At 64.1% G+C, this 24,792-nt stretch carries 15 protein-coding genes; 5 read left to right on the top strand and 10 right to left on the bottom strand.

Going from position 1 to position 24,792, the window contains the following annotated elements; all coding sequences use genetic code 11:
- The first annotated feature begins 214 nt into the window (after positions 1-214).
- Together CAF53_RS17325 and CAF53_RS17320 are read left to right on the top strand one after the other, a co-directional pair.
- Positions 215-1,243, top strand: a complete 1,029-nt coding sequence (locus CAF53_RS17325) for an endonuclease/exonuclease/phosphatase family protein (RefSeq protein WP_197707471.1) — start codon at positions 215-217, stop codon at positions 1,241-1,243.
- Between the two features lie 281 nt (positions 1,244-1,524).
- Positions 1,525-4,080 (top strand): TonB-dependent receptor, encoded by a 2,556-nt coding sequence (locus CAF53_RS17320; protein WP_100239005.1) that lies wholly within the window; start codon positions 1,525-1,527, stop codon positions 4,078-4,080.
- 315 nt (positions 4,081-4,395) lie between these two features.
- On the opposite strand, the gene CAF53_RS17315 is transcribed toward CAF53_RS17320, so the two are convergent.
- From CAF53_RS17315 to CAF53_RS17285, 7 genes are all read right to left on the bottom strand, one after another.
- Positions 4,396-5,730, bottom strand: coding sequence for a HAMP domain-containing sensor histidine kinase (locus CAF53_RS17315; RefSeq protein WP_100239004.1), 1,335 nt, complete (start codon positions 5,728-5,730; stop codon positions 4,396-4,398).
- Between the two features lies 1 nt (position 5,731).
- Entirely contained in the window at positions 5,732-6,424 is a 693-nt protein-coding gene (locus CAF53_RS17310) for a response regulator transcription factor (protein ID WP_232307521.1), read from the bottom strand.
- A gap of 45 nt (positions 6,425-6,469) precedes the next feature.
- On the bottom strand, positions 6,470-8,791 hold the full coding sequence (locus tag CAF53_RS17305) for a TonB-dependent receptor (RefSeq protein WP_100239003.1): 2,322 nt from the start codon (positions 8,789-8,791) through the stop codon (positions 6,470-6,472).
- Positions 8,754-9,719 (bottom strand): FecR domain-containing protein, encoded by a 966-nt coding sequence (locus CAF53_RS17300; protein WP_100239002.1) that lies wholly within the window; start codon positions 9,717-9,719, stop codon positions 8,754-8,756. The genes CAF53_RS17305 and CAF53_RS17300 overlap by 38 nt, the downstream gene beginning before the upstream one ends.
- 45 nt (positions 9,720-9,764) lie before the next feature.
- Entirely contained in the window at positions 9,765-10,304 is a 540-nt protein-coding gene (locus CAF53_RS17295) for an RNA polymerase sigma factor (protein WP_046763804.1), read from the bottom strand.
- A gap of 72 nt (positions 10,305-10,376) precedes the next feature.
- Positions 10,377-11,717, bottom strand: a complete 1,341-nt coding sequence (locus CAF53_RS17290) for an ectonucleotide pyrophosphatase/phosphodiesterase (protein WP_100239001.1) — start codon at positions 11,715-11,717, stop codon at positions 10,377-10,379.
- Between the two features lie 4 nt (positions 11,718-11,721).
- A complete protein-coding gene (locus CAF53_RS17285) occupies positions 11,722-14,028 on the bottom strand; it encodes a TonB-dependent receptor (protein WP_100239000.1) in 2,307 nt (768 codons plus the stop codon).
- Positions 14,029-14,270: 242 nt separating this feature from the next.
- On the opposite strand from CAF53_RS17285, the gene CAF53_RS17280 reads away from it, so the two are divergent.
- From CAF53_RS17280 to CAF53_RS17270, 3 genes are all read left to right on the top strand, one after another.
- Entirely contained in the window at positions 14,271-15,770 is a 1,500-nt protein-coding gene (locus tag CAF53_RS17280) for a CoA-acylating methylmalonate-semialdehyde dehydrogenase (protein WP_100238999.1), read from the top strand.
- A gap of 564 nt (positions 15,771-16,334) precedes the next feature.
- Positions 16,335-17,429, top strand: coding sequence for a glycosyltransferase family 4 protein (locus tag CAF53_RS17275; RefSeq protein WP_100238998.1), 1,095 nt, complete (start codon positions 16,335-16,337; stop codon positions 17,427-17,429).
- Positions 17,430-17,439: 10 nt separating this feature from the next.
- Positions 17,440-19,668 carry an amylo-alpha-1,6-glucosidase gene (locus tag CAF53_RS17270; protein ID WP_100238997.1) on the top strand — a complete coding sequence of 743 codons (2,229 nt, stop codon included), beginning with the start codon at positions 17,440-17,442 and terminating at the stop codon, positions 19,666-19,668.
- Positions 19,669-19,737: 69 nt separating this feature from the next.
- Here the strand turns inward: CAF53_RS17270 and CAF53_RS17265 are convergent, their stop codons facing one another.
- From CAF53_RS17265 to CAF53_RS17255, 3 genes are all read right to left on the bottom strand, one after another.
- The gene (locus tag CAF53_RS17265) at positions 19,738-20,373 is read right to left on the bottom strand and encodes a PilZ domain-containing protein (RefSeq protein WP_197707470.1); all 636 of its coding nucleotides are present in this window, start codon (positions 20,371-20,373) and stop codon (positions 19,738-19,740) included.
- A gap of 174 nt (positions 20,374-20,547) precedes the next feature.
- Entirely contained in the window at positions 20,548-21,783 is a 1,236-nt protein-coding gene (locus CAF53_RS17260; RefSeq protein WP_100238995.1) for an SGNH/GDSL hydrolase family protein, read from the bottom strand.
- Between the two features lie 71 nt (positions 21,784-21,854).
- The gene (locus CAF53_RS17255; protein ID WP_100238994.1) at positions 21,855-24,764 is read right to left on the bottom strand and encodes a TonB-dependent receptor; all 2,910 of its coding nucleotides are present in this window, start codon (positions 24,762-24,764) and stop codon (positions 21,855-21,857) included.
- Positions 24,765-24,792: the final 28 nt, after the last annotated feature.

Below are 24,792 nucleotides of genomic sequence, written 5' to 3'. Positions count from 1 at the left end.
GCAGACCCATTTACAGGCGCCGCTATGGTCGCGGCCGATGACTTGATGATGACAGTCCAGATCATGCCCATGGCTTTTCGCTCCTGCATTCAGGACGACACCCCATGCGGCAACCGCAGCCCGTCACTTTCATGAACTCTTTTTCATCTTCGGCGACAACTGCGGCGGCCGCTCTTCCCTGCCGTCATCTGCCCGTCCCCGCAGGAGAGAGAAGGTGCGCATTTTCGGACGAGCCGCACGGATGATAGCCACCATCGCACTGGTCGCGACGGCCCCATCGACCGATTCGCACAGCCTGTCGCCGCCCGCCGTCCCGGTCCCCTTCACAGGGCAGCTATCGGTGCTGACCTACAATATTCACGGGCTGCCGTGGCCGATGGCCTGGGGCCGGCCCGCCGATTTCGCCCGCATCGCCGCAACGCTGCGCACGCTCCGGGTACAGGGGCGCAATCCCCATGTCGTCGTGCTCCAGGAAGCCTTCACCAGCGAGGCCCAGGCGATAGGGCAGGCAGCAGGCTACCCCTATGTCGTGAACGGCGCGGACGACGACGCCGGCAGCGATCTGACGCCCGGTCCCGCCGACCTGCGCTTCGCCGCACGGGAAAGCTGGCTCCATGGCGAAGGAATCGGCAAATATGCGGGCAGCGGCCTTCAGATCCTGTCCGATTATCCGATCGTCGACGTCCGCCGCATGGTTTTCCCGACCTTTGCCTGCGCCGGGTTCGACTGCCTCGCGAACAAGGGCGCGCTGCTCGCCCGCATCCGGCTGCCGGGACAGGCCGATCCGGTGGACATCGTCACCACCCATCTCAACAGCCGCCGCGCGTCCCGCGTGGCGGACGAACGCTCCAATCATGCCTTTGCGGAGGAACTTGCCGATCTCGGCCAGTTCATCCGGCACAATCACGACCCCCGCAATCCACTGGTCGTCGCGGGCGATTTCAACGCCGGACAGACGCCCGCCCGGCGCGCGGCGCTGATCGATCATGCCACCCGGGACTGGACGCCAGGCGTCATGGTCGACAATGCCTATGACGCTGCCCGGAATATCGGAATCGCGCTGTCAACCGACGCCCTCCTGTCCCGCCAACGCGCCCGCGATTGGGAATTTTTCGCGCCGGGCGCAATGACGAACATGACTTTGCGCGGGATAGAGGTGCCGTTCGGCCATGACGCTACCGGCGCCATGCTTTCGGATCATGTCGGCTATACCGCCATCTTTGACATGGGCCCACGGACATGATGGATGAAAGACGAGCCCCCATGATATTGAACGTCGAAACAATATCTTATATTTTCGTCTTTAAATCATCCTGAAACGATAAAATTTTTCTGCTCTCCCTTTCCGTATCATAGGTGGATAGTCCACGAAAACTCCCGGGAAATACTGATATTTTCCGAAAATGAACCGAAAATGACATAGTTATATTCTAATTATGACGATGATTGTCACAAAAATGTTGTGATGCGCCCCTAGTGGCCGCCCCGCATCCACTCGATGGACTAGAAAAGGGGTTATCAGTCATGATTCGCACTTCCACCAGCTTGCTGCGCATGTCGCTGGGCGGCCTGCTGCTGGCGTCGGTTTCCGCACCCGCGCTTGCCTTTGCCGCCACCGCCGATCAGCCTGCCGTCGACGCCGCGAGCGCCGCCGCCGAAGATGCCGGCCTCGGCACCATCGTCGTCACCGCGACCAAGCGCGAAACCAATCTCCAGGAAACCCCCATCTCCATGGCGGTGATGAGCACGGAAGCGCTCAAGGACCGCCACGTCGCCAGCCTTTACGACCTCGCCGACGGCGCCGTCCCGTCGCTGCGCATCGCGACCTTCGAAGCGCGCCAGTCGGCCCTCACCATCGGCATTCGCGGCATCGTGCCGCTCGACGCCAACCAGCCCGCCCGCGAACAGGGTGTGGGCATCTATGTCGACGGCGTCTACATGGGCCGCCAGCATGGCCTGAACGCCGCGCTGTTCGACGTCGAGCGCGTCGAAGTGCTGAAGGGGCCCCAGGGCACGCTGTTCGGCCGCAACACCGAAGGCGGCGCGCTCAGCATCGTCAGCAAGGCCCCGACCGGCGAATGGGGCGGCCGCGTGGAGGCTGGCGCGGGCAATTATGGCGGCCGCACCGCCGATGCCCATATCGACCTGCCCAAGATCGCGGGCTTCTCGATCAAGCTGGACGGCGTGATCCAGCATCAGGACGCGACGACCCGCAACCCGATGGCGGGCCAGGTCGGCTGGAACTATTACAACCGCAAGGGCGGCCGCGCCGCCGTGCGCTGGCAGCCGACCAGCACCATCACCAACGACTTCGCCTATGACGTCGCGAAGGACGAGAACACGCCCTTCTACAGCCAGCTGCTGAACTATGATCCCAATCATTGTATCAACGGCACCCAGGCATCGCAGCCCAATTGCAAGCTTCCGGGCACCAGCTACACCAACCTGACCGGCGGCCCGGTCAAGCCGCTGCTGCCGGGCGTGGTCGTGAACGGCGACACGCGCATGGGCGTCGCCGATATCGGCGTGCCGCAGCAGGTCAGCGTCGACAAGACCCACGGCTTCACCAACACGCTGAAGTGGGAAGTCTCGCCGGAGATCGAACTGCGCTCCATCACTGCGTGGCGCGGCGTCGACGCGACCCAGTGGGACAATAGCGGCGGCGCCCACCGTCCGCCGCTGGTCAATCTGGGCCTCGGCACGACCACCAGCGCCTGCACCGCAGCCGCACCCTGCGCCTTCAGCCGCTACAGCCTCGCAGATCTGCGCCAGCGCCAGTTCAGCCAGGAACTGCAGGCTGTCGGCACCGTGGGCAGCATCGACTATGTCGTGGGCGGCTTCTACTTCAACGAACATGTCAGCGACGATGCCGCGACTCCCAGCTCCATGGGCGCCGTTGCCGTCAAGAACGCGGCCGGCGTGGTCACCGGCGCCAACTATGTCCGCATCCCCTTCTGCACCGCATCCACCCCGGCCTTCGTCGGCTCGGCGGTGAACGGCTGCTCGATCGACCGTGCTTCGGAAGTCTGGTCCAAGAGCTACGCCGCCTATGGCCAGGTCACCTGGAACGCGACCGAGGCGCTGCACATCACCGTGGGCGGCCGCTACACGCATGACGAGAAGAAGGGCGTCCTGCACTATTCGCGCAACGTCAACTATGACACCACGCCGCCCGCCGCCAGCGTCGGCTACAAGCCGCTGGACGCCACCTGGAACCGCTTCAACCCGATGGCGACCGTCGCCTATGACGTCAGCAACGGCCTGCATGTCTACGCCAAATATGCGACCGGCTATCGCGCCGGCGGCGCCAGTTCGCGCACGTCCAACTATCAGGCCTTCAACCCTGAAGACGTGAAGTCCTATGAAGTCGGCCTGAAGTCGGACTTCTGGAACAATCGTGCCCGCTTCAACCTGGCCGGCTACATCATGGACCGCAAGAACAGCCAGGTCGACATCAGCTCGATCCAGTTCGTCGGGACCAGCAGCTTCAACAACCTCGTCACCATCAACGCGCCCGGCATCACCAAGATCCGCGGTATTGAGGCTGACCTGACCGTCGAGCCGATCGACGGGCTGACGCTGAATGCATCCTACGCCTACACCTATACGAAGATCCCGCCGGTGAAGATCACCGCCACGGATACGACGGGTGCGTCGACCAGCGTCTATCAGAACTTCTACATCGTCTTCACGCCGCGCAACGCCGCGAGCGGGTCGATCGACTATGCCCTGCCGATCGGCGGCGGCGACACGAAGCTGAAGTTCCACTTCGACGGCAACTATTCGCAGGCCACCCAGGCCTTCGACCAGTTCGCCACGAAGAATGACAGCTCGCTGATCTTCAACGGCCGCATCTCGCTGGCCGACATCGGCACCGGCCATGGCCGCAACCTGACGCTCAGCCTCTGGGGCCGCAACCTGTTCAACGAGCAATATGTGTTCCGCCGCGATCCGTCGAACAGCCTGCCCGCCGCTCCCACCACCAGCGTGTCGAACGGCAGCATCGCCAACGTGCTGGGCGACTATGGCAACTTCAACGCGCCGCGCACCTACGGCGTGGAAGCGTCGATCAAATTCTGATCCCAGGCGGATCGAGAAAGAAATGGCGCGCTGCGACAAGCAGCGCGCCATTTTTTATGCGCTCTGACGTGGTCGAGGACAAATTCAAGACTCGCTGAACGGAGTAATTGGGGTGGAAGCGGACCGCCTGCTTTCCTTGAAATACACCGTGCTCCTGCGAAGGCAGGAGCCCAGTCCCGCCGTCTGTGGATCATCGCACCGTTTGAACTGGGCTCCTGCCTTCGCAGGAGCACGATGCGCTTAACGGCTGAGAATGACCACAACTGGCCATTCCCAGACATCCCGGACTTGTCCACGCTGTCTAGGGTCCTGACCCTAGGCCCCCGGCAGGATCACCCGCGCCAGCAGGCCCGGCCGCGCATCCTCCAGTTCCAGCGTGCCGCCGTGCAACCGCGCGATCGCGGCGACCAGCGGCAGTCCGAAGCCATATCCCTTCACCTGCCCCCCGCCCGACAGGCGGCCAAAGCGGTCCAGCGCCTTCGCCCTGTCCTGCGCCGCGATGCCGGGGCCGTCATCCGCGACGCTCAGCACCGTCCCGCCTTCCCCGGCCTCCAGCGTGATCCCGATCTCGGTCCCGCCGGGCGTGTGCCGCAATATATTCTCGACCAGATTGACGACCATCTGCGTCAGCAACTGGCCATCGCCCACGATCCGCGCCTCCGCCAGCGCCAGCCCGGCGATGCGATGGCCGCTTTCCTCGATCACGGGTTCCAGCGCCTCGACGCTATCCTCGACCAGCGCCTTGAGATCGACCGGCGCGAAATCGGCGCGGCGCGCCCCGCTCTCCACCTCCGCGATCCGCAACAGCGCGGCGAACAGGCCCAGCAGCCGGTCCGCCTCGGCCTGCGCATCCTCGATACGGTCCCGCACCGCCTGCGCCTGCGGATCGCGGGCCAGCAGGCTCAACTGGTTGCGCAGCCGCGCCAACGGCGTGCGCAATTCATGCGCCACGCCGTTGGTGACATGCCCCATTTCCTCCATCAGCGCACCGATCCGGTCGAGCATCCGGTTGAAGGCGACGGCCTGCCGGTCGAAGGCGGTGCCCGATCCGTCGACCGGCACACGCTGCGTCATGTCGCCGTCGAATATCGCCTCCACCGTCGTGCGCATGTCGGTGATGCGGCGCCGCACGATCAGGGTGAACGTCGTCGCCGCCGCCAGCGCGATGGCGATGATCGATCCGAAACCGATCAGATAGATGCGCTTGCGCGCCGCATTATAATGGTCGAACGGCTCGGTCTCCGCGATCACGGCCAGCCGCAAGCCATCACCCAGATCGCGGGTCAGCACCTTGCCGTGGCTCAGCCCCTTGATCCGGTCCGCCACATCCACCTGGGACAGACCCAATGGCAGGGGCCGGGTCACGCGGACATTGCCCGCCACCTGGCTGCCATGATCGAACAGGATGAAGCCAAGGTCGCCCGTATCGCGTTCCCGCGCCGCAGCCATGATCCGCAGGCCGATCCGCCGCGCCTGCGCTCTCTCCCCCTCCGGCGCGATCGCCGCGCTCGCGCTGGCGATACGCTGTTCGACCAGATGGTCGATCGTCCGGAATGTCGCGAAATAAATGCCGAAGGCCGTGGCCAGCGTGGCGCCGAGGAACACCGCAAGGAAGGCGAGCGTCAGCGCCCGCAGCGATCGCAGCCTCAAATCATCCCCTCAACATATAACCGACGCCGCGAATGGTCTTGATCGGATCGTCGTCGCCATATTCGGTCAGCTTGATCCGCAACCGCCGGATATAGGCCTCCACGATATTGGTCGCCGGTTCGAAATCATAATTCCACACCCGCTCCAGCAACATGCTGCGCGTCACGGTCGTACCGGCATTGCGGACCAGTTCGGTCAGCAGCTTGAATTCGATCTTCTGGAGGTTGAGCGCCTTGCCGTTGCGCCAGGCGCTGTGCCGGGTCGGGCTGACCAGCAGGTCGCCCGCGCGCAGCGTTTCCTCCGACCCCCGCCCCGTCCAGCCCCGCGCCCGCATCAGCGCGTGGATCCGGGCGTTGAGTTCGGCCGGATCGACCGGCTTCACCACATAATCGTCGGCACCCCCTTCCAGCCCCTCGACCTTCTGGCGCGACTGGCCCAGCGCCGTCATCATGATGATCGGCGTCAGTATCTGATGCTCACGCAGGCTCTTGAGGACCGCGATGCCGTCCATTTTCGGCAGGATGCGGTCCAGGATGATGAGGTCGAACCGGTTCTGCCCCACCAGTTCGATCGCCCGGCGGCCATCCTGGGCCAGCGTCGTTTCATGGCCGGACTGGTGCAATTGCTCGGCCAGTTGCGCGGCCAGGGCGTCGTCATCTTCGACGATGAGGAGGTGCAGAGACAATGATGTCATCCCGATGATTCGATTATCGTCCCCTGTCAGGCCGCTCTAGCATCCTCACCACCGCCGTGCGAGCGAAAGCGTCAGCGTCCGGGGCGCCAGCGGCGTATATTGCGGTGCCTCCCGGATCGAAAAGGGATTGCCGAAGGCAAAGCTGTCCCCGCGCACATCGAACAGATTGTCGATCCGAACCGCCAGCGACCATGGCCCGCGCTCGACCGAACTGCTGGCCGACATCACGGTATAATCGCCCATGCCGCGGTCCAGGTCATCGTCGAAGGACAGGCGCGCATCGCCGATATAATTGGCCTGAAGCGCGCTCTGCCCGTTCCAGCTCCCGATCCGGTAATGGCGGGACAAGGAGACACGTCCCGTGATCTCCGGCGCGACCGGCAGCCGACGGTCCGCCAGCTTCTGCCCCGCCTCCGATCGCAGCAGCCTGGCATCCTGCACCGAGCCGCCCAGCGACAGCGCGAAACCGCCGCCCATCCGCCAGTCCGCCGACCCTTCCAGCCCGACGATCCGCCCACGCCCGGCATTGCGCGTCGACACCAGTCCGTTGCGCAGCAGATAGTCCGACTGGATCTCGTCCCACAGCGTGTAATAGGCGCCCGCCGAGACCGACAGCCGATTGTCCCAAAAACTCTTGCGATAGCCAAGGTCGAACGTCCCCAGTTCATCCGCGTCGAAATGGCCCGACGCCGTCATCCCCGCGGGTGCCAGCCCCCCCGGCCGCATCGCCCGCGCATAGCGAAGGAACAGCAACCCCTCGCCCGGTAGCGTATAGGACAAGGCGAGGCTGGGCGAGAGGATCCACTTCCTGCTCTTGCGCAGCCGCTCCGCCTCCGCCCTGTCCGCCCTGGCATCATCCTTGGCCAGCGAATAGAAAAGCCTCATGCCCAGGGTCGCGTCCAACCCGCGCGCCAGCCTGATGCTCCCCTCCCCGAACAGCGCATATTCGCTGACCACGCGGCGCAAATCCTCCACGTTGCGGGACATGCCGTCCTCGCCCGTCATCGCCCCCTGTTCGCGGGTCATCGCCCGCAGCATCGAAGCTCCCGCCACCCAGCGGCTGTTCCTGCCCTCGGACAGGCGGAACTCCTGATTCAGCACCGAATAGCGGCGGGCATCGTCAAAGCGCGCCTGACCCGTCAGCCCGAAAAAGGCCGCGGACGCGCTGGCATCCAACGTGTAGGAAAAGCGCTGCTCGACATAGCTGGTGGCCGACAGCAGTTCCAGCCCGCCCAACTCGCCGGTGATCGCGGCATGGGCCATCCTGAAATCATTGTCCGTCGGCTCCGCGATGCGACTCTGGCGGCGGAGGCGGTCGTCGGTTCCCGTCACATATTGGCTGTCGCGCGAATCGATATTCTGCATCCAGTAACCCGCATCCAGGGTCCAGCGATCCGACGGTTGCCACCGCACCGCAAGGCGCAGGCCTGCGCTATGAGTCGAATTGCTGTCCTTGCGCACGCCGCCGCTGTCGATCCAGCCGCCGTCCAAAAAGTCGTAGCCCACCGCCCTCACCGCCAGCCGGTCCCCCACCAGCGGCAGGTTCAGCATCGCTTCGACGCCATGGCCCGGCCGGCCATGCTCCACCGCCGATCCGGACAGCCTGACCCAAGCCTCGCTGTCCGTGGGATCGGGCCGGCGCGTCACGATATGATAGATGCCGCCCAGCGCGCCCGATCCGTAAAGCGGCCCTTGCGGCCCCTTCAATATCTCGATCCGGTCGACGTCGATCAGGCGCAGGTCGGGGTCGGGCGCGTTGAAGGTGACGCGCGCCTCGTCCACCTGCACCGCGACGGTGGCCTGGCTCTGGCCGTTGAAGGGGCTATCGGCGACGCCACGGATGAACTGCCGGTTGCGGCCCGGACCCAGGTTGGTCATGGCCAGCCCTTCCATGTCCAGGCTCATGTCCCGGCTACCCAGCGACCGCCCCGCCTTGCCCATGTCGATCGCCGACATCACCGACACCGACAGCGGGATGGCGGACAGCGCCTGCTGCCGCTTCTGCCCGGTGACGATGATGTCAGGACCCGCGACGGCGGCGGGCGGAGGCGCGGCGGCAGGCGCGACATCCGCCCGCTTCGCCTTGCGTTCGAGCCGATACAGCCCCGGCCCCACCTTCACCGCCCGCAACCGCGTGCCGTCAAGCAGCTTGCGCAGCGCACTTTCCGCCGGGAACGTGCCGCTGACGCGCCGCGCCATCACCATGGGCAGGTCGCCCGGATAGCCCACCGACAGGCCAGTGATCTGAGAGAATCGAGCGATACTGGCCGTCAGCGGGCCGGCGGGCAGGTCGAAATTGTAACTGGCCTCACGCGCCTGCGCCGGGACCTCAGCGGCCGCCAGCCCTGCCAAGGCGAACACCGCCATTTTCGGCACGGACCGACAGATCCATGACGCCGGCCAGATCGCCCAACAGCCTCGACCCGTCACCGATGACAAGCGTACCCGAGAAATGACTGGCCTCCAGCGCAGGATCGACGATGATGCGCTTGCCCGAATAACGGGAAATATCCGCCGCGACGAGAGAAAGCGGCGCGTTGCTGTAAGAAAGCCTTCCCTGCCGCCAACTGCCGATTTCCTCGGGCGCGACCGGCGACAGCGCCAGCGCGTCGCCCTGCCGCGCCATCAGCTGATGCCCGGCCGTGACCCGGACCTCGCCGTCCGCCCCCTCGGACGAAACGCCGACCGCCCCTTCCGACACGGCCACCCGGAATCCGCCATCGGAAATATTGACCGAAAAGCGCGTGCCGATATCGGTGATGCGATAGGAACCGACCTGCACCGTCAGGCTGCGCGCGGGATCATGCCTGACCGAAAAATAGGCCTCGCCGCTGGCCATCTCGATGCGTGTCGCATCCTTGCCATGCACGACGATCCGGCTTTGGGGGGAAAGCATGACATGGGTCCCGCCTGCCAGCGCCAGCGACCGGCTGGCCCCGGCATCAGCGGCATAGTCCACGGCCATTTCGGGCGCGCGCAGCATCGGCACGGCGGCGACCAGCGCCAACGCGGCCGCCGCGCCGCTACCCCAGAGCCACATCTTGCGCCCCGGACGACGGCTTTCCGTTCCGTCCTGCGCGCCCGCCCGCGCCTCGACCAGCGCCCGGACCGCATCCTTATGCTCATCCACAGCCGCCGATACCAACGCCACCGCATCGAATGCCTCACGATGCCGGGGGTCCGCCTCCAGCCAGGACATATAGCCGTCCCAATCGGCATCGTCGCTTTCCAGCGCCGTCTGCCAATGCAGGGCCTGTTCGATCAGACCTTCGTCAATCTCCGACTGCGCCGTCATGGCGAGTCCCTTTCTTCCCTGTCACAGCTCACAAGACGGCAACCTTCATCCCTTACCCCAGTCCGACAGGGCACGGCGCAAATATTTCATGGCAACGGCCATGTGCTTTTCGACGCCGCTCTTGCTGATGCCGAGCCGAGCCGCCACCTCGGCATGACTCAATCCCTCCAGCTTGTGCAGTTCAAAGGCGCGGCGCGCGCCTCCGGGCAGGTTGGCAATGGCGGAGGTGAGCGTGGCCACCTCCTCCCGCGCGATCATCTGCTGTTCGGCATTGTCATGGCCGTCGACCGGCTCGATGCCGGGCGCGGCGAAATCCGTCTCCTGGTCCGCCCAGCGCCGGTCGCGCGCCATGCGCCGCTGCCGCTCGCGCAGGCGATCCACCATCATATTCTGCGCCATGCGGAACAGATAGGCCCGGCCGTTGGCCACGGGGCCCGCCGGCCGCTGCCGCACGCGCACCCACAATTCCTGAAGCAGATCCTCCGCCTCGCCCAGGTCGCCGGTGCGCGCCAACAACAGGCGGCGCAATTCGGCCTGGTGCAAACCGTAAAGCGCTTCCACGCCGAGTTCTTCGCCCCCGCTCATGCAGGCTTCTTTTGCAAGGTCCGGGCCGCTTGCGAAAGTGAATTTTTCGCCACTTGCGGGGTTGAAGGGGAATCAGGGGGCCAGGGAAATCGGCGGCCTCTCCGCGTCGGGCAGCTTCGCGCCCATGATCGCCGCCAGCGTCGGCGCGATGGACCGCATGTCGATCTGGCCCAGGTCACGCCCCGCCGCCACTCCGCCGCCCCGGATCAGGAAGGTCGATTGCAGCGCCGCCGGTCCGGGAAAATAGCCATGCATCCCCTTGACCGGCGCAGGCGCGACGATCGGGGCGGCGGCGCCCCGGAAGATGTCGGTGACGAATCCGGGCTTCAGATCGACGTAGAAGGCCGCCTGCGGATTGCCCCCCATGGCGGCGATCCGCCCACGATCGGCGATCGCGGCGATCCCGTTGGCCGGATCGGCGGCGAGCCGGTCGAGCAGCGCCCTCACCTGCCCCACCAGCGCCTGATCGGCGGGGTCGGCCAGCATGATCGCCGCCGATCCGCCGGAAATCCACGGCATCGCCCGCCAGGATGCGACCTTGCCGTCCGGGTTCAGCGTGATCAGCCCCGCATCGATGAAGGGCCGGAAGACATTGATGCCGGTCCGCGCCGCCTCGAAACCATGGTCGCTCACCACCGCGATGACCGCGTCGGGATGCGCCTTCGACTCGGCCGCGACCAGATCGCCGACGATCGCGTCGATCCGCTCCAGCACCGCCTTCGCTTCCGGCGTGCCGGGGCCCTTCCCATGCTGCTCATGGTCGAGCGCGGTCAGATAGACGGTCAGGAAATCGGGCTTGTGCGCGGCGATCAGCGCGGCGGCGAAGCGCCCGCGATTCTCGTCGCCCGGCAGGCTCTCGTCGATCCCCATCGCATAGGGGATGCCCACCGCCTGCTCCAGTTCCGCCTTCAACCCCGGCGTCGCCAGCGCATCGAGCAGCTTCGCGTCGTCGCCATGGCCGGTGCGCCAGATCTGCGGCAGGTTCCAGGTCACGCCCTTCGCCGCGACGCTGACCGGCCAGTGGACGTTGCCGGTGGAAAGTCCCGCCTTCGTCGCCGCTTCCCACAGGGTCGGCACCTGGATGTCCCGCGCATACCAGGTCCAGCCCCCCTGGTTGATCTGCATCGGATCGAAGCTGTTATTGGCGACGATACCGTGCTTCGCCGGGGCCACGCCCGTCATCAGCGTCACATGGCTGGGATAGGTCAGGGTCGGCAACACGCCCGTCACGCCGGAAGCATGGGCGCCCTCCTTCACGAACCGGCGCAGATGGGGGATGGCCAGGCCACGCTGTTCCGCCTCCATCACATCGCCGGGCCGCAGCCCGTCGATGGAAATCAGCAGGACCGGGTTCGCCGAAGCCGCGCCGGGAAGGGCGGCAAGGGCGAACATCAGCAGCGCGGCCTTGATCATCGGCTCAGAACCCCGCCTTGAGGGTGACGAAGAATTGCGACGGGGCACCGACCAGCAGCGTCTGGGCGTCGCCGCTATTGCCGAAGCCGCCCGACCCGATGGTGCCGATATAGCGCTTGTCGAGCAGGTTGGTGGCGTTGAGCTGCAATTCCAGATTCGGGCTGAAATGATAGCCGACGGTCGCGTCCACGATCACCCGGCCCGGCACCGACGCGTCATTGGTGTAGCTGTAATAGCGGCGCGACATGTAATTGACGCCGATCCGGCCATAGGCGCCCTCATGCTCATAGTTGATCTCGCCCCGGGCGATATGCTTCGGGCTGTCCACCACGGTCTTGCCCCTGATCGGCGCGACCGCCCCGCTGTCGTCCACCACATCGTCGCGATAGGTGGCGTCGGTATAGCTGTAGGACGCATAAAGACCGAAGCCACCGCCCAGCTTCAGGTCGCCCGCCGCCTCGACGCCGACGGCGCGGACATTGCCGACATTCTGCAACGCCGATGCAAAGCCCTGGATCGGGCTGCCGACCTGCACCGCGAGCAGGCGGTTGCGGAAGTTGACCAGATAGGCGCCCAGCACGCCGTTGAAAATCGGCGTGTTGTAGCGCAGCCCCAGTTCATAGGTGTCCGACGCTTCCGGCTTCAGATTGCCCTTGATCTTGTCGAAACCCTTCTGGTTGGTGGAGAAGGGGCCGGTCGTCGTGGCGCTGGCAAAGGCGCGGGTCGCCTGGGTGAAGCCGCCGAAGACTTCAGCTTCGGGCGACAGTTCGACCGCGAAACCGGCATGGGGCTGGAACCAGTCCTCCGCCTTGATGCGGCCCTGGGGAAAGGTCGCCTGGACCACGGCGTCGGCCTCGTTCGTGACCTTGAACCCCTTCCAGCCCAGGTTGATCTTCACCATGCCGAAGTCGATCTGGTCCTGGACATGATATTGGATCGTGTCGGTGGTGAAATCGAACTCCCACTGGGTCGCGAAGGGATTCTTCGGATAGTCGCGGAAGCTCAGGCCCGGCTCGGTCCGGCTGGCGAAGGCGTAGAAGCGGCGGGCCTGGTTGAACTTGTTATTCTCATACCAGCCGCCGACCGTGAAATTCTGGATGCCGAGCGCAAAGTCGACGCTGCCGAACACGCCGATCCGGTCCATCCGATATTCGGTGGTGCGCACCGACATGGGAACGCCGTTGGGGCTGGGGGTATAGGGCGTCGCCCACAGGCCCATGCCCTTATTGTTGTGATAATAGCCCTTCAGCTTGAAGCTGGCATGTTCGCCCAGCGGCGCGGAAACGCCGATCGCGCCCAGCCAGTCCTTGCGCAGGCCCGACGCGTCATAATAGGCGTCGTCCGCGCTGGTGACGTTGCCGGGATAGACCTGACTGCCGACAGGCGCGCCGCTATAGTCGTAGCGGCCGTCGGGGAAGGGCGAGCCGCCGCTGTTGCTGACCAGATCGACGTCGTTGAGGCGGCTGGCATAGTCGATGGCGCGGGCATAGTCGGGATATGTATTGTCCCAATCCCAGCCCAGCCGCCGGATCATCGACATCGACATGTCCTGATAATCCTGCTCGCGCCGGTCGGAATAGCTGAGCCAGCCGTCGACCGTCACGTCACCGACGGGGATCACGACCTTGGCATTGCCCATATGCTGGTCCTGCGTGCCCTGGCCCTTATATTTGTCGGTCGAACCATAGCCGTAGGAGACATAGCCGCGAATGCCGTCGCGGCTGCCCAGCGCGAGGCGGGCGAAGGCGCGCCAGGTCTCGTCGCTGCCATAGGTGAGGTCGCCCTGTCCGGCGAGCGCGCCGCCAGTCAGATAATCGGCCGGATCGGCGGAGAAGGTCTCCACCGTTCCGCCCAGCGCATTGGTCGCCTGGGTGCCGATCGACCCGGCCCCCTGCGACACCCGCACGCTGCCGATATTTTCGGAGCTGATCGCGCGGGTGATGTGCAGGCCGTTATGATTGCCATAACTCATGTCGCCCAGCGGAATACCGTCGAAGGTGAAGCCGAGCTGGTTCTGGTTGAAGCTGCGGATGGTGACGCGCTGCGACCATTCATAATTGCCGAACGGGTCCGCCGACTGGAAATTGACGCTGGGCAGCTTTTCGATGGCCTTCAGCGCATTGGTGCCCGGCGTCAGGGCGACGATGTCCCTGTTGGTGATTTCCTGCACCTGCCGGGTTTCGCCCCGACCGTAGACGATGATGTTGGCGCCCTCCGCCGCGGCATCGGCGGCAGGCGCGGGCTCCTGGGCGAAGGCTGGCAGGGCAATGACGGCGGTGGATGCCATCAACAGGACGGTGGAGATACGCATGGGTCTTGAGTCCCCCTTTTCGGACCGGTGATCGGGGACGCCCTAACCGCGCGATGTTGCACTGCGATGTGATCCGCTTGACCAAAGCAAGTCACTGCCATGACGAGACCGTGACAGCACCTGCATTCATGCACAACCAATGTGCCATCATATCTGTATATCTGCAAAGCCAACAGGCGTAGAACGACGATCGTACCCCACACCCCATCGCCCATACCCCATCACTAGGAGAGGACGGGAATATGCGTTCAATTACTCATTACATTCATGGAGTCGCCGCCCCCCTGCCCGGCGCGCGCCTGTCCGACGTCCTCGACCCCGCCACCGGCGCCGTACAGGCGCAGGTCGAACTCGCCACCCCCGCCCATCTCCAGAAGGCCGTCGACTCCGCCCTGGAAGCCCAGCCCCAATGGGCCGCGACCAACCCGCAGCGCCGCGCCCGCGTGATGTTCCGCTTCAAGGAACTGATCGAGCAGAATATGGACGAACTCGCCCACCTGCTCTCCTCCGAACATGGCAAGGTGCTGGCAGACGCCAGGGGCGATATCCAGCGCGGTCTGGAAGTCGTCGAATTCGCCTGCGGCATCCCGCATCTGTTGAAGGGCGAATATACCGAAGGCGCCGGTCCCGGCATCGACGTCTATTCGATGCGCCAGCCGCTCGGCATCGTCGCGGGCATCACCCCGTTCAATTTCCCCGCGATGATCCCGCTGTGGATGAGCGCCATGGCGATCGCCTGCGGCAATGCCTTCATCCTGAAGCCTTCGGAGCGCGATCCCTCCGTCCCCGTCCGCCTCGCTGAACTGGCAATGGAAGCGGGCCTGCCCGCCGGCATCCTGAACGTCGTCCATGGCGACAAGGAAATCGTCGACGCCATTCTCGACCATCCCGATATCAAGGCGGTCAGCTTCGTCGGTTCGTCCGACATCGCCAATTACGTCTATGCCCGCGGCGCCCAGAACGGCAAGCGGGTCCAGGCGATGGGCGGCGCGAAGAATCACGGCATCATCCTGCCCGACGCCGACATGGACCAGGCAGTCGCGGACATTGTCGGCGCGGCCTACGGCTCGGCGGGCGAGCGCTGCATGGCGCTGCCGGTGGTGGTGCCGGTCGGCGAAGCCACGGCGGACGCCTTCCGCGCCAAGCTGGTCAGCGCCATCGAAACGCTTCGCCCCGGCATTCCGACCGACCCCGACGCCCAATATGGCCCGCTCGTCACCGGCCAGCACAAGGCCCGCGTGGAAAGCTATATCCAGATGGCGGCGGACGAGGGCGCCGAAATCGTCGTCGACGGCCGCGGCTTCTCGCTCCAGGGCTATGAGGAGGGCTTCTACCTCGCCCCGACGCTGATCGACCGGGTGACGCCGCAGATGAAAAGCTACCAGGACGAGATTTTCGGCCCGGTGCTCCAGATCCTGCGCGCCAAGACCTTCGAGGAAGCGCTGAGCTATCCCTCCAAGCATCAATATGGCAATGGCGTCGCCATCTTCACCCGCAATGGCGACTATGCCCGCAGGTTCGCCGCCAATGTCGAGGTTGGCATGGTCGGCATCAACGTGCCCATCCCTGTGCCGGTCGCCTATCACAGCTTTGGCGGCTGGAAACGGTCGGGCTTCGGCGATCTCGACCAATATGGCATGGACGGCGTGCGCTTCTACACCCGCACCAAGAAGATCACCCAGCGCTGGCCGACCGGCGGGGCAGTGATCGATCAAAGCTTCGTCATTCCGACGATGGCATAAGAACAAGGGACTGCGATGGCGGCGGCGATGTGGATCGTCGACCGCCTGGCCCTTTCTCCTGCTCGAACGGGTGGCGGCATAACGGTTCGATTGACGAAAGTTAAAAAAAAGGCCGATCAGTTGACCGGCCTTTGAAAGTTTTAGGAGAGGATGCCTGAAAGGCAGGTCCCTTATTGCACTGCAACATGAATGCTGCAATTGCGAAATGAGAAACACTCGGTTTCCAGTTTTGATTCCATTTACAGGAGTGGAACGCCCCTATCCCCCGCGCGTTGGCTTAGCCAGGACTGAATAGGAGGTTTCCCATGGGAAGAGGTTGCTTGCTGTGGTTGCTGGGCGTTCCTTTGCCGCTGGTCATTTTGATCTGGTTCTTCTTTTTTCGCTGAACTGAAGGAAATAATATTAACCGGGATCAATGGCGCGTTTAAAAAAGAAATATATAACAAATAGATAGATGATATAAGGCAAAAGAGTAGCCTGTCTCTCTCGCAACCGCCGGAGCCTTTCAGGCTTTCTGTCCATGCTATCACCCTCCTCGGTGGTGTGCGTAGGAGAGGAAAGCGCATGAAGATCGCCCAAATCGCGCCGTTAGCCGAAAGCGTCCCGCCCTTGCTCTATGGCGGAACCGAACGCATCGTTTCCTATCTGACGGAAGAACTGGTCCGGCAAGGTCATGACGTGACCCTCTTCGCCAGTGGCGATTCCCGCACGAGCGCGGAGTTGGTTCCGATTACCGAAAAGGCACTGCGCCTGAACCCGAGGGTGGTCGACCCCATTCCCTATCACATGATGCTGCTGGAAGAGGTGCGGCGGCGCGCCGACGAGTTCGATGCGCTGCATTTCCATATAGACCTGCTGCATCACCCCATGACACAGGATTTTGCGGGTCGCACCATCACGACCCTGCACGGCCGGCTCGATCTGCCCGACCTGCCTCCTTTTTACAGGACTTTCGCCGATAACAGCCTGGTGTCGATTTCGGACCATCAGCGGCTGCCCATGCCCCCCGTCAACTGGGCAGGCACGGTCTATCATGGCCTGCCCGCAGGGCTGCTATCGCCACGATTCCAGGCGGAGGACGGCTATCTTGCCTTTCTCGGCCGGATTTCACCGGAAAAGCGTCCCGATCGTGCTATCCGCATCGCCGCGCGGTCGGGCATGCCGCTGCGCATCGCCGCAAAGGTGGATGCCGTCGACCGCGCTTATTGGGAAAGCGACATCGCGCCGCTGATCGAGCAATACCCCAATGTCCGCTTCATCGGGGAGATCAATGAGGCGCAGAAAGCGGATTTCCTGGGACGGGCAAGTGCACTGCTCTTCCCGATCGATTGGCCCGAACCCTTTGGCCTGGTGATGATCGAAGCCATGGCCTGCGCCACGCCGACCATTGCCTTCCGCTGCGGTTCGGTTCCCGAAGTGATCGACCATGGGGTGTCCGGCTTCATCGTCGAGAGCGAGGACGAGGCCGTCGCAGCGGTGGCAGACCTGCCCAAACTCGACCGCGCCATTGTGCGCGCCGCATTTGACGCACGCTTCACGGCCGAACGGATGGCGGCCGATTATGTCGCGCTCTATCATGATCTTCCTGGCGCAAGGACCGATGCGGCGCGGTTGCGCAGGGAACGAGGGGAAGGAGCCGGACTCCAGGTCGTCGCATGAGGGAGTAGCCATGTCGGTAACGCAGCAAGCCCCATCAACCGATACGCAGGCGCCCGGCATCGGACCGGCACCGAACCTGTCGAAGGCACAGACGCAGTTCTTCATCCCCGCGACCGCCTCCCTGCATGAGCGCCGTCCCCGCACGCTCAAGCATGGCGACAGTTTCGCCGTGTTTGACCATAGTGGCGACGCCATAGCCGGTGCCGGCAGTCCGGAGGGTCTCTATTTCCGCGACACGCGTCACCTCTCGCATCTGTATCTGACGGTGAACGGGATGCGGCCGATCCTGCTGAGTTCGGCGCTGCGGGACGATAACAGCCTGCTGATCTGCGATCTCGCCAATCCCGATTTCATCGGCGATGACGGCCGGGTCGCGGTGGAACATGATCTCATCCACCTGCGCAGGACGCGTTTTCTGTGGAATGACGCAGTCTACGAACGGATCACGATCCGCAATTTCGACAAGGAGGAACGGCGCATCGGGGTCGCCATTGCCTTTGCCGCCGACTTTGCCGATCTGTTCGAAATTCGCGGCACGACGCGCCTGCGCCGTGGCGCGATGCTTGAACCCGAAATCGGAACGGCCGAGGTACGGCTGCGTTATCTGGGCCGGGATGAATGCGAGCGGCAGACCTTGCTCCAGTTCGATCCTGTCCCTCGCAATCTGTCGGAAAGCGCCGCGGATTTCGACATTTCGCTGCTGCCGGGACAGCGCTGCGCGATCTTCATGCGGCTCTGCTGCGAAGGCAGCCCGCCCGTCGCCCAACTTCCCAAGCAATTTCTTCAGGCCCTGCGGGGCAAGATGCAGGAGGATCGCGCGACGCGCATGCGCGGCGGCTCCGTCGGCTCCAGCAACCAATTATTCAACGAAGTCACGCGCCGGTCAGGGGCGGACATCGCCATGCTGTCGACCAATACACCATTCGGCCCCTATCCCTATGCGGGCATACCCTGGTTCAGCACCGTCTTCGGCAGGGACGCCATCATCACCGCGTTGCAGACACTCTGGCTGGACCCCGACATCAGCCGGGCCGTGCTGGGCTATCTGGCCGCGCATCAGGCGACCGCCTTCGACGCCGCCTCCGATGCCGAACCGGGCAAGATACTGCACGAAGTCCGGCATGGCGAAATGGCGGAACTGGGCGAAGTCCCCTTTCGCCATTATTACGGCAGCATCGATTCCACCCCACTCTTCATCATGCTCGCCGGCGCCTATCTCCAGCGCACGGGCGACCTCGCCTTCCTGGACGGGATCAGGCCGAATATCCTGGCGGCGCTCGACTGGATCGACCGGCATGGCGACCGGGACCAGGACGGTTTCGTCGAATATGGCCGCTTCACCGACCAGGGGCTGGTCAATCAGGGCTGGAAGGACAGCCATGATTCCGTTTTCCACGCCGACGGCACCATCGCCCAGGGTCCGATCGCGCTTGCGGAGGTCCAGGCCTATGTCCACGGCGCCTGGACCAGTGCGGCTGTTCTGTTCGCGGCATGGGGGGACGAGACGAAAGCATCGCTTTTCGCGGACCGGGCGGCTGGCTTGCGCGACCACTTCGACGCCGCCTTTTTCGACGCGGAGCTCGGCACCTATGTCCTGGCGCTGGATGGCGGGAAACGCCGATGCCGGGTCCGTTCCTCCAATGCCGGACATGTGCTCTTCACCGGTCTCGCCCTTGAGGAAAGGACGGAAAGCGTGGTGCGCACGCTGATGGCGCCTGCTTCCTTTTCCGGCTGGGGGGTCAGGACCATCGCCTCCACCGAAGCCCGCTACAATCCGATGAGCTATCATAACGGCTCGATCTGGCCACACGACAACGCCCTGATAGCCGCCGGATTTTCCCGTTATGGCTACCGGCGCGAGGCACGGCAGATATTCGAGGGGCTGTTCGCAGCGGCCACCTATGTCGACCTGATGCGCCTGCCCGAACTGTTCTGCGGCTTTCCGCGACGCCGCTCGCAGGGGCCGACCTTCTACCCCGTGGCGTGCAGCCCGCAGGCCTGGTCGGCCGCGACGCCGCTGTCGCTGATCCAGTCCTGCCTCGGCCTGCGCATCGATGCCGCGGCGCGCAAGGTGAAGCTGGAAAATCCGGAGCTGCCCGATTTCCTCAACGACCTGATGTTGCACAATCTGCCGGTCGGCCCGACACGCCTGACGATCGCGCTGGAACGATTGGCCGGCACGGTGGTCGCGCGGCGTGTGGGTGAACCCGACGACATCGATCTGTTCGTCGCCTATTGACGGTAAATGAGACTGGGCGCGCGAATGACCCGCCGCACGAACCCTGACCGGCATTCCGGCCCGGGCCTTTCACACCTTCCCCTGCTGCTCCACCAGCCAGAGGCCGAGTTCCTCGAAAGCCAACGGCTCCAGGAAAGACAGGCCGATCGCGCCGTTACCCACCCAGCGGACGGCACCCCGCCGTTCCGGCAGACCGGGAATGGCGAGGATCAGCAATTTGGCCTCTTCCGGCTCGAAATCCGCTTCGACCCGCGCACCGCCCTGCGACAGATTGACGAGCCGGCCCGTATGGCGACGCCCGTCACTGCGCAGTTCGGCGAGACAATCCACGGCAAAGCGCGGCGCCCGCACCAGGCCCTGCGCAGCGGTCTTGACCGTCGCCCGCGCCAGCATCGCCGCCACGTCGATCGGTTCGTCGAAGGCGATGCCCAGCCTCCCCTCACGGGTCCAGCGGACGCTGCCCGCCAACTGGTCACCGGCCTTGAGCTCGATCTGGACCGGGTCATCCTCGTGCAACGGCACATGGACCTCCGCCATCAGGCCGCCGCTCGACAGGTTGCGGATGCGGCACAGCGCTTCGCCATGGCGGCTCATCAACTTGCCGATCAGAAGGATCGTCGTGACGCGCGTTTCGCGCGGCGTTTGCAGGCCAGTGGAGGCTTTACCTGCCTGCGGCTCATGTCCGGAATGGTCGGGCAAGGGCACGTTCGTCTCCTTTCCTGTTCCTGGCCAGGCAATCATGCCGCCCCTTCAAGGGACAAAGCCAAGGATCAGGAGTGATACATAACCCGAAATTCACCCGCCTGAAAAGATGAGCAATGCCGCCATTGCACCGATTTGAATAAATTTAGTCGGGATTCCAAGCGGCTGACCGGTCCGCTATGGGAAGAGGCCGAGCGGAATGGCGTCCGCCATGGCGCGATAACCGGCGGGCGAGGGATGCAGACCATCACCGGAATCATAGCGGGACAGCAGGCGATCGGGCCAGGCCGGGTCCCGCAGGGCACGGTCGAAATCGATCACCGCGTCGAAATGGCCCGGCGTCCTGATCCATTGGTTCACGACCTGCCGGTCCGCCTCATTGGCTGCGTCCGGGTGATAATAGCCGTTGCCTGCAAAAGGCAGGATGGTTCCCCCGATGACCTTGATCCCCCTGGACCGCGCCCGCGCGATGATCTGACGATAGGCGCCGGTCATCCGTTTCACCAGTTCGGCATGATCGGCGGCGCTGGCCGGCGCCTCGCGGGTCAGCGTCCCGATGTCGTTGATACCCTCCAGCAGGATCAAGGCGCGCACGCCCGGCTGCGCCAGCACGTCCCGGTCTAGCCGGGCCAGCGCATTGGGGCCGAGCCCGTCCTGGAGCAGGCGGTTGCCGCCTATCCCCTGATTGACGATCGCCATATGTCTCCGTTTCGGATCGGCCTGAAGCCGCCGCGCGAGATTGTCGGTCCAGCGATCATTGCCGTCCGTGGTCGCGCCGCGCCCGTCCGTGATCGAATCGCCCAGCGCGACGATCACCTGAGTCAGGGTGCAACGCTCGACCTCCAGTGCGGCGAGGGAGAACCAATGCTCCACCGGCTGCGCGCCCGCCATACCGGCATCGGCCAGATGGTCGCCCTTGAGCAACCAGGATGTTGCCCGCGATCCAGGATGGGAGGTCTGCACCGACGGCTCCTCGCCATAGCGGATGCTGACCGCCAGATCGTCAAAGGCCTTGACCGGCAGCACTACAGGATCGGAGAGATAATCCGCGCCCGCCGGTATCACGACATCGGCATGCCCGTCGAAGCGGAGCGGGACGATGGTCCTGCCGTCGACCGCAGCCGCGCCCGGCCGCAATGCGCGCGCCAGGCTGGCACCTTCGACGTGCAAAGCACTGGTGCCCGCGAGATTGGAAAGACGCACCCGCACCTGGCTCCCCGCGACGGAGGGTCGGACGATCTGCCGCAACGTGGCATCGGCCAACATGCCCGGCGCCAGCGCATTATCCCCGGTCGGCACCATCTGTGCGGAGGTCCAGGCGGCGACCCATTGGCCGGTGCAAGGCGCGGCAAGGGCTGGTGTCGTCACGAAAGCAGCCAGCGGCAGGAGGCAATGGGTCAGATGCAATCGCATGGGTCCATATCCCTGAACAAAAGAAAAGAGGGCCGGTCTTCCAACCGGCCCTCAGGTCCCTGGGGGGAGGATCAGAAGTTGGCGCGGATACCCGCCATCACCGTCCGGCCCGGATAATAGACCGAATAGGCGGCATTATCATATTCGAAGGTAGTCCGGATCGGTTCGTTGGTGATGTTGAGTACGTCCAATGTCAGGCGCATCGCCTTGCCCAGGAAGGGCAGTTGATAGCCCGCCGACATGTCGAGCTGACCACGGGCATCGGCCTTCAGATCGGCGCCGGTGATGCCGTTCTGCGGACCGTTCTGGGCGATCGACTTGCCGTTCCAGACATAGTTCAGGCTGACCGACAGGCCATGATCTTCATAGAAGCCCTGAAGATTATAGGACCATTTCGAAACACCTTCCGCGACCAGGCCTGAGGATGAGGACTGTTTGAGATAGGTGCCGTTGGCGGAAAAGCCGAGGCCCTTCACCAGGAAGTCGAGCGGCTGCACCCAGGTCGCCTCGACCCCCTTGATCTTGAGATCGCTGAGGTTGATCGGCCGTTGCACGGTGATCGGCAGATCGTCGACCGCCACGCCTGTCGCGGCCGCCCGATCATTCAACGCGTTCTGCTGGGTCGAGATCAGGGTGCTGAAGGGAATGTTCAGCGATCCGAAGGTCGCCCGTGTCGGCTGGATCACGGTGAAGCCCTGGACATTCTTCATGAAGGCCGACAGGCCGACATAACCGATGCCGCCGGTATAATATTCGCCACCGATATCGTAATTGTCCGACGTATAGGGCTTGAGGCCCGGATTGCCGGCATTGGCGACCAGCGCCGACGGATCGGAGAAGGTGATGCCGGGGAGGATCAGGCCGGCGTCCGGCCGGGTCATCGTCCGCGACGCCGACGCGCGCAGCTTCACATTATCGGCAATGTCATAGGTCAGGTTGATCGACGGCAGGAAATTGTCATATTTCGAGTTCGCTTCGATATCGACGATGGTCGTGCCGACCTGGCTCGGCCCGACAACCCGCTGTCCCGTATGGGCGTAGCGCATGCCCGCGTTCACATGCAGGTCGCGTCCCGCAATCTGGGTGACGCCGTTGATCTCGAAATAGGCGCCCCAGACCTTCTCGTCCATGTCGCCCGTCGCGCCGCCGGTCACCGCGCCCCGGGTTTCCGGTGCGGAGTCGCGATAGCTTTCATAGTTGGTGGCCGACTTGATCGCATCGAAATCGGGAACGACGAAGGACGTGTAGCCAATGTTGCCGCTGGCGAGATGACCGAAATTGCCGACGGGGAAGGCCCTTAGATATTGGGCGATCTGGCTGTTGGGGATGGAACCGGTGGCGCCGGTGCAGCCCGTCCCGCAGACAGAAAGCTGATAGGCGGTGCTGTTGTCGTAGGCGCGGATCGAGCGGGTCGCCTGGTCATAGGCGGCGCCCACCTTCACATTGAGATTGTCGTCGCCATAGGTGACGTCAAAATGCGCACCCTTGGTCTCGGTCTTGCGGCGGACGAGCTGGACGTTCTGGCGATACCATTGCCAGCTGCCATTATTGGGATCGTTGAGGTCGAGATTGGTGGTGATGGACGGATAGTCGCCACCTGTATTGTCATAATAGACGTCGACACCCGAATTCGGCGTGGTCTGGAACGCCCAGGTCGGCTGTTCGCGGAAGAAGCGGCTCTTGGAATAATTGGCGCTGAGATCGATCTTCAGATTGTCGGCCGGTTGCCAGCTGACGCTGGGGTTGATGTTCCAGAACTTCGTCGTCTGCTTGAACAGGCTCGCCTCCAGGAAGAAGGAAGAGTTGGCGAAGGTGCCGCTGGTGACGACATCATTGTCGTCGACGGTCAGGTCGATCGGAATCATGCCGCCGGTCGACTGCGCACTGGTGCCGGGGCCGGAATTGCGGACCTGCCAGTTCATGTTGACCTTGGTATAATCGCGCTTCGACTTGGCCCAGATGGCGTCGAGGGCGAAGTGCAACTCATCGCTGGGCCGCCATTCCAGCGAGGCCAGCGCCGAAATGCGCGAACGATCACCGGTGGTAAGGCTATTGCGGCCAAGGCGGGGGAGCAGCGCGGTGCTGAGCTGCGAACGCGTCAGGCCCGATGTGGCGACGACATCGACGGGCTGCCCGGCGATCAGGCCGTGACCGGCATTGGCGGGAACGACCGAGGCCCAGGAGAAATTGTTGCCGCCCGCATCGGGAACGCCGTTGACAGCACCCAGATTGCCGTCGGTCCAGCCGACCGTTTCGAAACCGTCGATGCGGGTCTTGGTCTTGACACCCGCGACGCCGACCAGAATGCCGAACGTATCGGTGGTATGGCTGGCCACGATCGCACCGCGCGGACTGATCTTGTCATTGGCGTCGGTATATTGGCCCTGGGCGACGACGGTGACATGGGTGCCCGGCTTGTCGAACGGACGGGCGTTGCGCAGGTTGACGGTGCCCGCAATGCCACCTTCCAGCGTCGAGGGCGACGGGGTCTTGGCAAGGTCGAGGCGGGTGAAGAGTTCGGAGGGGAAGAAGTCGAGGTCGACTTCGCGGTTGGCGCTGCCGCCGTTGGTGCCGCCGTCCGATGCCACCTGGATCTGAGAGCCGTTCAGCAGGACGCGCGTGAAGCTGGGGCCAAGGCCACGGATCGCGACCTGGGTGCCTTCGCCATTATTGTCGCGGCGCAGACGCACGCCCGGCATGCGGTTCAGCGTTTCGGCAAGGTTGGTGGCGGGCAGTTTGCCGATATCCTCGGCAAAGATGGAGTCGCCGAAAGCGACGGCATTTTTCTTGGCATTGGTGGCGCTTTGCAAGCTACCCCGGATACCGGTCACAACGATATCGGCAACGTCATCATTCTGCGGAACGGCGGCGGCCGGCGGCGCGCTGTCCTGGGCGAACGCAGCCTGCGCCAGCGTGAGCGCTCCGAAGGCCGACGCTGCACAGAGCGCCATGCGGAAAGACTGGATACGAGAATCGACCATCTGAGAATCCCCTCCTGAGCGCGGCTTC

The organism is Sphingobium sp. LB126 (genome assembly GCF_002795205.1).
GTDB lineage: Bacteria > Pseudomonadota > Alphaproteobacteria > Sphingomonadales > Sphingomonadaceae > Sphingobium > Sphingobium chungbukense.
Note: the sequence above shows the minus strand (reverse complement) of the source record. Positions and strands in the feature narration are given on the sequence as shown.

What these genes read in the sequence shown, in the direction of transcription:
- CAF53_RS17320 (WP_100239005.1), top strand. Translation starts at nt 1,525, where the DNA reads ATGATTCGCACTTCCACCAGCTTGCTGCGCATGTCGCTGGGCGGCCTG.
- CAF53_RS17310 (WP_232307521.1), bottom strand. Translation starts at nt 6,424, where the DNA reads ATGACATCATTGTCTCTGCACCTCCTCATCGTCGAAGATGACGACGCC.
- CAF53_RS17305 (WP_100239003.1), bottom strand. Translation starts at nt 8,791, where the DNA reads ATGGCGGTGTTCGCCTTGGCAGGGCTGGCGGCCGCTGAGGTCCCGGCG.
- CAF53_RS17300 (WP_100239002.1), bottom strand. Translation starts at nt 9,719, where the DNA reads ATGACGGCGCAGTCGGAGATTGACGAAGGTCTGATCGAACAGGCCCTG.
- CAF53_RS17295 (WP_046763804.1), bottom strand. Translation starts at nt 10,304, where the DNA reads ATGAGCGGGGGCGAAGAACTCGGCGTGGAAGCGCTTTACGGTTTGCAC.
- CAF53_RS17290 (WP_100239001.1), bottom strand. Translation starts at nt 11,717, where the DNA reads ATGATCAAGGCCGCGCTGCTGATGTTCGCCCTTGCCGCCCTTCCCGGC.
- CAF53_RS17285 (WP_100239000.1), bottom strand. Translation starts at nt 14,028, where the DNA reads ATGCGTATCTCCACCGTCCTGTTGATGGCATCCACCGCCGTCATTGCC.
- CAF53_RS17280 (WP_100238999.1), top strand. Translation starts at nt 14,271, where the DNA reads ATGCGTTCAATTACTCATTACATTCATGGAGTCGCCGCCCCCCTGCCC.
- CAF53_RS17275 (WP_100238998.1), top strand. Translation starts at nt 16,335, where the DNA reads ATGAAGATCGCCCAAATCGCGCCGTTAGCCGAAAGCGTCCCGCCCTTG.
- CAF53_RS17270 (WP_100238997.1), top strand. Translation starts at nt 17,440, where the DNA reads ATGTCGGTAACGCAGCAAGCCCCATCAACCGATACGCAGGCGCCCGGC.
- CAF53_RS17260 (WP_100238995.1), bottom strand. Translation starts at nt 21,783, where the DNA reads ATGCGATTGCATCTGACCCATTGCCTCCTGCCGCTGGCTGCTTTCGTG.
- CAF53_RS17255 (WP_100238994.1), bottom strand. Translation starts at nt 24,764, where the DNA reads ATGGTCGATTCTCGTATCCAGTCTTTCCGCATGGCGCTCTGTGCAGCG.